At 29.9% G+C, this 10,801-nt stretch carries 10 protein-coding genes; 8 read left to right on the top strand and 2 right to left on the bottom strand.

Annotation, left to right across the window (positions count from 1 at the left end):
• From mutL to ABY298_RS12000, 6 genes are all read left to right on the top strand, one after another.
• A partial coding sequence (gene mutL, locus ABY298_RS12025; protein WP_372746304.1) for a DNA mismatch repair endonuclease MutL occupies positions 1-1,456 on the top strand: 1,456 nt, incomplete at its 5' end.
• A 22-nt stretch (positions 1,457-1,478) separates the two neighbouring features.
• Entirely contained in the window at positions 1,479-2,213 is a 735-nt protein-coding gene (locus ABY298_RS12020; protein WP_372746303.1) for a rhomboid family intramembrane serine protease, read from the top strand.
• A complete protein-coding gene (locus ABY298_RS12015) occupies positions 2,213-3,049 on the top strand; it encodes a rhomboid family intramembrane serine protease (RefSeq protein ID WP_372746302.1) in 837 nt (278 codons plus the stop codon). Before ABY298_RS12020 ends, ABY298_RS12015 begins: the two co-directional genes overlap by 1 nt.
• A gap of 3 nt (positions 3,050-3,052) precedes the next feature.
• The gene (locus tag ABY298_RS12010; RefSeq protein ID WP_372746301.1) at positions 3,053-4,072 is read left to right on the top strand and encodes an endonuclease/exonuclease/phosphatase family protein; all 1,020 of its coding nucleotides are present in this window, start codon (positions 3,053-3,055) and stop codon (positions 4,070-4,072) included.
• Between the two features lie 65 nt (positions 4,073-4,137).
• Positions 4,138-6,264: a DPP IV N-terminal domain-containing protein gene (locus tag ABY298_RS12005; protein ID WP_372746300.1), complete on the top strand. Its 2,127-nt coding sequence runs from the start codon at positions 4,138-4,140 to the stop codon at positions 6,262-6,264.
• A gap of 11 nt (positions 6,265-6,275) precedes the next feature.
• Positions 6,276-7,067, top strand: coding sequence for an aldose 1-epimerase (locus tag ABY298_RS12000; protein ID WP_372746299.1), 792 nt, complete (start codon positions 6,276-6,278; stop codon positions 7,065-7,067).
• Here the strand turns inward: ABY298_RS12000 and ABY298_RS11995 are convergent.
• Together ABY298_RS11995 and ABY298_RS11990 are read right to left on the bottom strand one after the other, a co-directional pair.
• Positions 7,060-8,673 (bottom strand): ABC transporter substrate-binding protein, encoded by a 1,614-nt coding sequence (locus ABY298_RS11995; protein WP_372746298.1) that lies wholly within the window; start codon positions 8,671-8,673, stop codon positions 7,060-7,062. The genes ABY298_RS12000 and ABY298_RS11995 overlap by 8 nt on opposite strands.
• The gene (locus ABY298_RS11990; protein WP_372746297.1) at positions 8,657-8,974 is read right to left on the bottom strand and encodes an antibiotic biosynthesis monooxygenase; all 318 of its coding nucleotides are present in this window, start codon (positions 8,972-8,974) and stop codon (positions 8,657-8,659) included. Before ABY298_RS11990 ends, ABY298_RS11995 begins: the two co-directional genes overlap by 17 nt.
• Positions 8,975-9,023: 49 nt before the next feature.
• On the opposite strand from ABY298_RS11990, the gene mtaB reads away from it, so the two are divergent.
• Positions 9,024-10,358, top strand: coding sequence for a tRNA (N(6)-L-threonylcarbamoyladenosine(37)-C(2))-methylthiotransferase MtaB (gene mtaB, locus ABY298_RS11985; protein WP_372746296.1), 1,335 nt, complete (start codon positions 9,024-9,026; stop codon positions 10,356-10,358).
• 11 nt (positions 10,359-10,369) lie between these two features.
• Positions 10,370-10,801 (top strand): MarC family protein (locus tag ABY298_RS11980; protein ID WP_372746295.1); only part of this gene is annotated, 432 nt, incomplete at its 3' end.

Here is a 10,801-nt window from a genome sequence, read left to right as displayed (position 1 = left end):
ACAATTAGGTACAGCTATTAAAATTGAAGGTAGCACTGTAGTTTCTCAAGAATCTGTTTCTACAACTAACGGAACTTCAATTGCTGTTAAAAATTTATTTTATAATATTCCGGCTCGTCGAAATTTTTTAAAATCAAATACTATTGAAACACGTCATATTGTAAACGAGTTTCAAAGAGTTGCTCTTGCTCATCCTACTATTTCTTTCGAATTTCATCATAATGAAAGTGAGATTTATAATTTAATGTCAGGAAATTTAAGACAACGTATTGTTGCTATCTTTGGAAAAAAAACCAACGAAAAATTAGTACCAATTAATGAAACTACAGATGTTGTTGAAATAACTGGCTTTGTTACAAAACCTGAATTTGCTAAGAAAAAAAGAGACGAACAGTTCTTTTTTGTTAATGATCGTTTTATTAAAAATGCCTATTTAAATCACGCTGTTTCAAGTGCTTTTGACGGATTAATTTCAAATGGTGTGTATCCAACCTATTTTTTGTACTTAAACGTGCCAACAAATAGTATTGATATTAATATTCATCCAACAAAAACAGAAATAAAATTTGATGATGAAAAAACTTTATATGCCATTCTTCGGTCAACTATAAAACACAGTTTAGGACAATATAATGTTGCTCCAGTACTTGATTTTGACAGAGATGCTTCTATGGATACTCCTTATGATTTTAAAGGCAAAAGTGCATCCAAACCAACCATAACGGTTGATAGAAATTTTAATCCGTTTAAAACTGAGCAACAAAATATTCATTTTCCATTTAAAAGAGAAAAAACAACCGATTGGGAAAGTTTATATACAGGAATTGATGCAAGAACTATTGAAGTAGAACCAGAAATAGTTCATTCAAGTTTATTTTCGGAAGAAAAATCTAGTAATAAAACATACCAAATTCATAATAAATACATTATAAGCAGTATAAAATCTGGTATTGTTTATATTCATCAAAATTTGGCACATCAACGTATTTTATACGAAGAATATTTAGAGAATATCACCGTAAAAGAGGCAGCTAGTCAGCAATTGTTGTTTCCTTTAGAATTATCTTTTAATAAAACCGATATTGCTTCTATAAAAGATATTAAAGAAGATTTAGAAAGTATTGGTTTTTTGTTTGATAAAATTTTAGAAGATTCTATTGTAATTTCAGGAATTCCAACTACAATTGTTGAAAGTCAAATATCTATAATTATTGAACAATTATTAGAAGATATTAATAATGATATTCCTGATACTAGTTTTAGTCAGTTAGATATTATGGCAAAAAGTTTAGCAAAAACATTGGCCATTAAAACTGGCACAAAATTAGATTTAAAAGAACAAGAAGATATTGTAAATAAATTATTTTTGTGTAAAGAACCGGATACATCTCCTTTTGGAAAAAAAACATTTATTACGGTTAATATTGACGAAATTGATAAAAAATTTAACAACTAAACACTGTTAACGCTTTAAAATTATGGGAAGAATTACAGAAGTTATAAAACATTTAATAATAATTAATGTTATATTCTTTATTGCGCCGCAACTACTACCAAATTTAGGATTGGATAGCTTATTTGCGCTCTATTTTCCTGAAAACCCAAAGTTTGGTTTTTGGCAATTTTTAACGCATATGTTTATGCATGGTGGTTTTGCTCACATACTTTTTAATATGTATGGTTTATGGGCTTTTGGTACGCCTTTAGAACAAATGTGGGGACGAAATAAATTTTTATTCTTTTATTTTTCTGCCGGATTAGGCGCTGGAGCCATTTATACATTGGTAAATTATTATCAGTTTAACGGTGTGTACGAGCAATTAATAAATTTGGGTTTATCGGCTACCGATATTCAAAATATTTTAGAAACTGGAAGTTATAACAATCAAATTTTAGAACATATTTCATCACAAAATTTAAACGAATTTTATGCTACCTATCACACACCAGCAGTTGGAGCTTCTGGTGCTATTTATGGTGTTTTAGTTGCGTTTGGAATGGCTTTTCCTAATGCCAAATTGGCTTTAATATTTTTCCCTGTTCCTATTGCAGCTAAATATTTTATACCTGTAATTATATTAGGAGATTTATTTTTTGGAATGACTAAATATTCTGTTGGAAATGTGGCACATTTTGCGCATATTGGTGGTGCAATTATTGGCTTTATTATAGCATATTATTGGAAACAAAATCAATTTAATCGCTGGAATTAGTGAGTTTTATAAACGAAATAAAAAATGCTTACCAACAAGCAACCATAGTTGAAAAAATAATTTACATCAACGTATTTTTATTTTTAATTACTGCGTTGTTCACCACATTTATGGTGCAATGGTTTGCCTTACCAAGCAATTTAAACGCTTTTCTATTAAAACCTTGGACGTTAATTTCCTACGCATTTATACACGAAAGGCTGTTCCATGTATTGTCTAACTTATTGGTTTTATACTATATAGGAAACTTATTTTTAGATTTTTACACAAAAAAACAGTTCTTAAATTTTTATTTTTTAGGAATTATAGTTGGTGGTATCTCTTTTCTATTAACTTACTATCTTTCCAATAAAACTGGAGATCCATTAGGAGGAGCATCGGCCGCAGTGAGTACTATTTTTGTTGCAATTGCTACTAAAATACCACGTTATGCATTACGACTTCGGTTTATAGGAAGTGTAGAATTATGGGTGTTGGCTGCTATTTGGGTAGTACTTAGTATATTGCAATTGGCAACCAATAACAATGCTAGTGCTATTGCGCATTTAAGCGGCGCTTTATTTGGTTATATTTACGCAAAACAATTAGGTGCTGGTAATGATATTGGAAAATGGTTTGAAAATATAGTTTCTTATTTTTCAAATTTATTTAAAAGTAAAACCACCAAAACCAATTTAAAAACAGTTTATAAATCTAAAACCAGAACCAATCCAGATGAAGTTTCTAAAACTAAACAACGTAAAATTGATGATATTTTAGATAAAATTAGCAAATCTGGTTACGAAAGTTTATCCAAAGAAGAAAAAGATTTTTTATTTAGAGCAGGCAAAAAATAACTGATGAAAAACCTACCATTTATAGATAAATTGCTATTTATTGCAAACTCTATTGTTGCAGCAATATCTTTGGTTGCATTTTTAAGTTATTTTATCTCTCCAAACACTATTTCTCTAGTTTCTTTTGTTGGATTATCTATTCCCTTTGTTTTAATATTAAATATTTTATTTATTGTTTATTGGATACTGCGTTTTAAAAAACAATTTTTAATTTCAACATTAGTTTTACTTATTGGAATACAATACGTTACAAAACTATATAGCTTTTCCGAAAAAAAAGTATTCCAACCAGATGATATTAAAATAATGAACTATAACGTTCGAATGTTTAATTTGTACAATTGGATTGATGAAGCCAACGTTGATCAAAAAATTTATGCTTTTATAAACGAACAACAACCCGATATTTTGTGTTTACAAGAATTTAATCCGAAAGCAAATTTAGGTTTTAATTTTCCATATAAATATATTAAAAGAAGTCAAAAAAACGGTCAGTTTGGTCACGCTATATTTTCTAAGTATAAAATTATAAAGTCCGAATCTTTAAACTTCTCTAATTCTGGAAATAATACCATTTTTGCAGATATTGTAAAAGGTAAAGATACCTTTAGAGTATACAATGTGCATTTAGAATCGCTTAAAATAAATCCGAAAAACGAACATTTTAATCAGGAAATATCAGAAAAACTACGAATCCGATTAGAAAATTCTTTTAAAAAACAAGCCAATCAAGTAGAATTAATTATTCAGCATCAAAAAAAAATAAACTACAAATCTATTATTTGCGGCGATTTTAACAATACTGCTTTTTCTTATGTTTATAAACAATTAAAAAGAAATAAAAATGATGCCTTTGAAATTGCAGGAAAGGGCTTTGGAAAAACCTACGATTTTGAATTTCCGTTAAGAATTGATTTTATATTAACTGATAAAGAAATAACCGTAAACAATTTTAAAACTTTTGATGTTAAATATTCAGACCATTATCCAATAATGGCACGTTTTAATTTTAATACAAACTGATAAACATCAGCCTATAAACTATTTAATAGTTTTATTTTACACGTTTAAAAAAATACTTTTTACCAATGAAAAAAATTACGTCACTCCTATTTATCTGTTCCTTCTTTTTAGGGTTTTCTCAACAAAAAGAACTTTCTATAGAAGATGCTGTTTTAGGATATTACAAAGGTTTATACCCAACATCATTATACAATTTACAATGGGTTTCAAATACAGATTCTTATATATATCAAAAAGAAAATAGTTTATTATTTTCTGATGCAAAAACTAATAACGTAACTCAAAAAATAACCTTTGAAGAGCTACAAAAAACATATTCAGATTTAAAAAGGTTTCCATATATCCAAGAAATAAACAATACAACGCTAACTTTTGGAACTGCAAACACCATAGAAATCTATAATTATAAAACTTCTAACAAAGAAACTTCTATCAGCTATAATGAAAATGCACAAAATAGCGAATACAATTCAAAAGCAAAAGCTATTGCTTATACCTTAGATAATAATTTATTTATTGCAACAAGTTCAAATTCTAAAATTGCTGTCACTGAAATTTCTGATAAAAACATCGTTTCTGGACAAGCAATTCACCGAAGCGAGTTTGGTATTCATAAAGGTACATTTTGGAGCCCAGAAGGTAATTATTTAGCCTTTTATCAAAAAGACGAAACCAATGTAACCGATTATCCTTTAGTTGATATTAATACTACACCAGCTGCTTTAATAAATATAAAATATCCAATGGCTGGTCAAGGAAGTGAACAAGCAAAAATTGGAATTTTTAACTTAAAAACACAAAAAACTAGCTATTTAGATATTGACACTTCTGATGAACATTATTTAACAAACCTATCTTGGTCTCCCGATGAAAAATACGTTTTTGTTGCCGAAATAAACAGAGGGCAAAACCACGTTTGGTATAACAGATATAGTGTTGAAACTGGCAAAAAAATAAACACCCTTTTTGAAGAAACTAGTGATAAATGGACTGAACCAGAGTTTGACGCAGTATTTTTACCTAAAAGCACTACTAATTTTTTATGGTTTAGTGAACGTGATGGTTTTATGAATTTATACGAATATACTATTGAAGGAAAATTTATAAAACAACTTACTAAATTTAATTGGGTAGTTACCGGAGTTTTAGGTTTTGATGCCGCTGGAAAAAATGTTTTCATTACCGGAACTGGTTCAGATGCAAGAGAATCTCATACTTTTAAAGTAAACTTAAAATCAGGAAAATACACTAAAATAACTCAACAAAACGGAACGCATTACACACAATTAAGTACCAACGGAGCTTATCTAATTGATAATTACAGCAATTTAACAACACCAAATATTGTTGAAATTTCAGATATCAATAAAAAGAAATCTACTTCTATTTTAATTTCTGAAAATCCTTTAGCAGACTATAAATTGGGAACTACTGAATTTGTAACCTTAAAAGGAAATGATAACACCAATTTATATGCAAGAGTTATAAAACCAGCAAATTTTGATGCTACTAAAAAATATCCTGTATTAATTTATGTGTATGGTGGTCCTCACGCACAAATGGTGACAAATTCTTGGTTAGGCGGCGCTAATTTATGGATGGATGCTTTTGCGACTAACCAAAATTATATTGTATTTACGTTAGATAACAGAGGTTCTGCCAATAGAGGTTTTGCTTTTGAAAGTATCATTCATAGAAATTTAGGAGATGCTGAAATTGAAGACCAATTAACTGGTGTTGACTATTTAAAATCTTTAAGTTATGTTGATAGCAATAGAATTGCTGTAAACGGTTGGAGTTATGGTGGTTTTATGACAACAAGTTTAATGCTACGTAATCCAGGTATGTTTACCACTGCCGTTGCTGGAGGACCTGTAACCGATTGGAAATATTATGAAGTTATGTACGGAGAACGTTATATGGATACGCCTGAAGAAAACCCAGAAGGCTACGAAAAAGCAAAAGTGCATAATTACATTAAAAATCTACAAGGTAAATTATTATTAATTCACGGAAGCGTGGATCCAACGGTTGTACCTCAACACAGTATGACTTTATTACAAGAAGCGGTAAAACAAAAAGTACAAATAGACTTTTTTACCTATCCAATGCACGAACATAATGTGCGTGGGGTTGATAGAGTGCATTTAATAGAAAAAATGATGAATTATATTGTTGAACATAATAAATAGTAAAATTGAAAATGGTTACATTAATTAGTTCAGATAAAAAATCAGTTGTTAAAATTGACGCTGGTGAGTTAGTGAGTTTTATAAGAGATAACGAAGAAATTATGCACCAAAAAGGAAATCCAGGTTGGCGAAATACCGATACTGAAATGTTTCCTATTATTGGTCCAACTGCAGCTGCTAATTTTACTGTAACCACTCCTAAAGGAGCTTGTATTCAAGACCAACATGGTGTTTTAAGAGAATTACATTATAATTTGATAAACAGTAGTTCATGCACTGCTGTTTATCAAAAAAAATATAATGCAAATACAAATGTTAAAAACGCAAAGTTTCCAGAGAAATCTCCTGAAGAATTTGTGTTTTGGCCATATAATTTTTCGTTCAAAAAAAGCTACGAACTAACCAATACTTTATTAAAAATTACTTTTGAAATTGAAGCAGAAAAAGGAATGCCCTTTATGTTAGGTTATCATCCTGCTTTTATGTTAAATGGTACTTTAAATGAAATTATAACATCAAAAAATCAACAAATTTCTATTCCTGAAATTATGAAAGGTGGTGATACTGCCTTTCCTATTATAAATTCAGAAGAAATTACGTTAACTAAAACTACTGGTTTAAATATTAACATTAAAACAACTGGTTTTCATAATTTTATGCTATGGACTCCTGCTAAAAATATGTTATGTATAGAGCCTATAACTTCTTATCCTTATACGGAAGGAGAGTTTTTATCTGAAAAATTATTTACTACTTCAACAGGTATTGACACTTTTGAAGTAATAATAAATCCGTTTATTTAACAGCTGCTTTTTTAACCTTTTTTAAACTTAAAAAGTTAATAGGATTAATTCCCAAACCTGTTACATTTTTTTGTGTAAAACGCACTACATCATCATAATACAACGGAATAATAGCGCCAGAAGCCATTACCATACTATCCATTTTTTGATACATTGCTCTACGCGTTTTGTTGTCGGTTATTTTTGTTGAAGTTTCATATAATTCATCAAACTCTTTAGAACTATAATGCACGTAATTAGGTCCGTTTGGCGAAAAGTTTTTACTATGAAATATAAATAAATAGTTTTCCGCATCAGGATAATCTGCTACCCAACTTCCTCTAAAAATACTTAATTTCCCTTGTACTTTTGTTTGTCTAAGTGTTGAAGGTGGCATTACATCAATCTTCACTTCTAATCCTGTTTTTTGTACTTCACGTTGTATATATTCGCATAAATCTACATACTGACTATTAGTGCTAATTGTTACCGTTGGATTGGTATTTCCAGATTCTTTAATATATTCTTGCACTAATTTTTTAGCTAATTCAGGTTGATAAGTATAACCTTTCATATTGTTAAAACTCGGTAATCCTTTTGGTATAAAACCATTAACAGCTGGAGTTCCAATACCGTTTCGTAAATATTTAATCATTTTTACACGATCAAAACCATAATTAATGGCTTTTCTAATTTTTTCTGAATGTACAGATTGCTCCTCAGCATCTAAATACACCCCTAAATATTCTGTATTTAAATAAGGACCAGAAATCATTTCAATAGTTGCTGTATAATGCGCTTTTAATTTTCCATCATTCGTTAATAAATCATCCTTAAAAGACGCATCAATACTACTCATAAAATCTAAATTTCCTTGAATAAATTGCAGAAACTCACTCTGTTTATCCGGTAAAAAAGTAACTGCAACTGCTTCTAAATACGGTAATTTTTGTCCATTATCATCAACTTCGTAATAATTAGTATTTTTTCTGAAAACTAATTTCTCATTTTCAACCCATAATTTAAATTGAAAAGGGCCAGTTCCTACAGGGTTTGCTCTAAAATTTAATCCGTAATATTCAACTGCTTCTTTAGGAACCACCGCACAATATTTCATACTTAAAATACTTAAAAATGGTGGAAATGGTTGTTTTAATTCAATTACAAAAGTAGTAGCATCAACAGCTGTAAAAGAATCTACAAATTCCAATACCCATTTTCCAGGCGAAGCAACTTCAGGATCTGATAAACGATTAAAACTATATACAAAATCATCTGCGGTAACAACTCTTGTAGAATCTTTCCCAAAAACTTTGTGTTTATGGAAAAATACATCATCTCTTAATTTAAAAGTATAGGTTTTTCCATCTTCAGAAATAGTATAAGAACTAGCAATATCTGGATGAACTTCTAACTGATCGTCTAACTGCACTAAGCCGTTAAATAATTGATTTGTTACCCAAATGGTGCGTAAATCTTTTGCAAATGCAGGATCAAGCGTGGTAATATTGGCATGTTCATTATACCTAAAAACCTGATTATCATTATATTTTGAAATTTGCTTTGTACATGATACCAACAACAAACTACAACAAACAAACAAACAAAACTTACTTTTCAAATTCATAATCTCTTTCTACTTTAGAAATTCTTAATTTATACTTTTTGTACCAAGTACTTCTACCCTTTTCACGCGCTTCAGAATGTTCTAAATTGTGCTTCCAATTTTTTATAGCCTCCAAACTACTCCAATAACTTATGGTAATTCCCAATTGGTTTCTAGCAGATTCAACGCCTAAAAATCCTTCTTGTAATGCTGCTAACTTTTCCATTTTTTCAGCCATTTCAAAGTAACCTTCATCAATATCAGTTCGATAGGTTGTAAAAATAACAGCGTAATAAGGTGGTTTTGGTGTGTTTGCAATCATTAATATAAAAATAAAATTCTGTACTTTTGCATCCGATAAATGTACAAGAATGAGCGCACAAAAAAAAGTCGCATTTTACACGTTAGGATGTAAACTAAATTTTTCGGAAACTTCTACCATTGCACGTAGCTTTCAAAACGAAGGTTTTGATCGTGTGGAATTTGATGAAGTAGCTGATATATACGTAATTAATACCTGTTCTGTAACAGATAACGCCGATAAACGTTTTAAAACAATTGTTAAAAATGCTTTAAAACAAAATGAAAAAGCTTTTTTAATAGCTATTGGCTGTTATGCACAACTAAAACCAGAAGAATTAGCCGCGGTAGATGGCGTTGATTTAGTTTTGGGAGCTACAGAAAAGTTTAAAGTAACCGATTATATTAATAATCTTTCTAAAAATGATATGGGTGAAGTGCACTCATGTGAAATAGAAGAAGCCGATTTTTATGTTGGCTCTTATTCTATTGGCGATAGAACACGTGCCTTTTTAAAAGTGCAAGATGGTTGCGATTATAAATGTACGTATTGTACTATTCCATTGGCTAGAGGAATTTCTAGAAGTGACGAATTGCAAAATGTATTAAAAAATGCCAAAGAAATTTCAGAAAAAGGCATTAAAGAAATTGTATTAACTGGTGTGAATATTGGTGATTACGGTAAAGGTGAATTTGGAAACAAAAAGCACCAACATACCTTTTTAGAATTAGTACAAGCATTAGATACTGTTGATGGAATTCATAGATTACGAATCTCATCTATAGAACCAAATTTATTGCAGAATGAAACAATTGATTTTGTAGCCAAATCCAACAGTTTTGTACCACATTTTCATATTCCTTTGCAAAGTGGTAGTGATACTTTATTAAAGTTAATGAAACGCAGATACTTGCGTGAAACATACGATAACAGAGTTGCTGCAATTAAAAAAGCAATGCCAAATGCGTGTATTGGAGTAGATGTAATTGTTGGTTTTCCTGGTGAAACGGACGAATTATTTTTAGAAACTTACAACTACTTAAACCAATTAGATATATCGTATTTACATGTGTTTACCTATTCTGAAAGACCAAATACAGAAGCTGTTGAAATGGATGGCGTTGTTCCTTTAAAAGTAAGAAACAAACGCAGTAAAATGTTACGTGGTTTATCGGTTAAAAAACGTAGAGCTTTTTATGAAAGTCAGTTAGGTAATGAGTCTACAGTATTGTTTGAGAGCGAAAATAAAGATGGATATATACACGGATTTACAGAGAATTATGTAAAAGTAAAAACTCCTTGGAATCCTGAGTTAGTAAATACCTTGCATCCAATTAAATTAACAACTATTGATGAAGATGGTAGTGTAAGGTTTGATTGGATTGAAGTACCAACATTTAACTAAATTTACTTATTGTGACTGAAATATATTCTTTTGCGTTATTAGCTTTTACAGCATTTTTCACCATCATTAATCCGTTGGGAACAATGCCTATTTTTATGACTATGACCGCATCTTTAAGTAAAGAACGCCGCAAACAAACTGCTAAAAAAGCAACAATTGTAGCATTTTTTACAGTAATAGCATTTGCTTTTTCTGGTCAAATTTTATTTAATTTCTTTGGAATATCTGTCAATAGTTTTAGAGTTGTTGGAGGATTGATTTTTTTTATGATGGGTTGGGATATGCTACAAGCACGTTTAGGACAGTTTAAACATACCGATGATGAAAAACAAATTGATGCCTATGTAGAAGACATTTCTATAACTCCTTTAGCTATTCCAATGATATGTGGACCTGGAGCAATTACAAACGCCATTATATTAATGGAAGATGCCAATGATATT

Source organism: Lutibacter sp. (assembly GCF_041596795.1).
Taxonomy (GTDB): Bacteria; Bacteroidota; Bacteroidia; order Flavobacteriales; family Flavobacteriaceae; genus Lutibacter.
This window is presented reverse-complemented; position numbering and strand designations above follow the sequence as displayed.

Excerpts from the sequence above, each read along its gene's own strand:
- ABY298_RS12020 (WP_372746303.1), top strand. The coding sequence starts at position 1,479 with ATGGGAAGAATTACAGAAGTTATAAAACATTTAATAATAATTAATGTT.
- ABY298_RS12010 (WP_372746301.1), top strand. The coding sequence starts at position 3,053 with ATGAAAAACCTACCATTTATAGATAAATTGCTATTTATTGCAAACTCT.
- ABY298_RS12005 (WP_372746300.1), top strand. The coding sequence starts at position 4,138 with ATGAAAAAAATTACGTCACTCCTATTTATCTGTTCCTTCTTTTTAGGG.
- ABY298_RS12000 (WP_372746299.1), top strand. The coding sequence starts at position 6,276 with ATGGTTACATTAATTAGTTCAGATAAAAAATCAGTTGTTAAAATTGAC.
- ABY298_RS11995 (WP_372746298.1), bottom strand. The coding sequence starts at position 8,673 with ATGAATTTGAAAAGTAAGTTTTGTTTGTTTGTTTGTTGTAGTTTGTTG.
- ABY298_RS11990 (WP_372746297.1), bottom strand. The coding sequence starts at position 8,974 with ATGATTGCAAACACACCAAAACCACCTTATTACGCTGTTATTTTTACA.
- mtaB (WP_372746296.1), top strand. The coding sequence starts at position 9,024 with ATGAGCGCACAAAAAAAAGTCGCATTTTACACGTTAGGATGTAAACTA.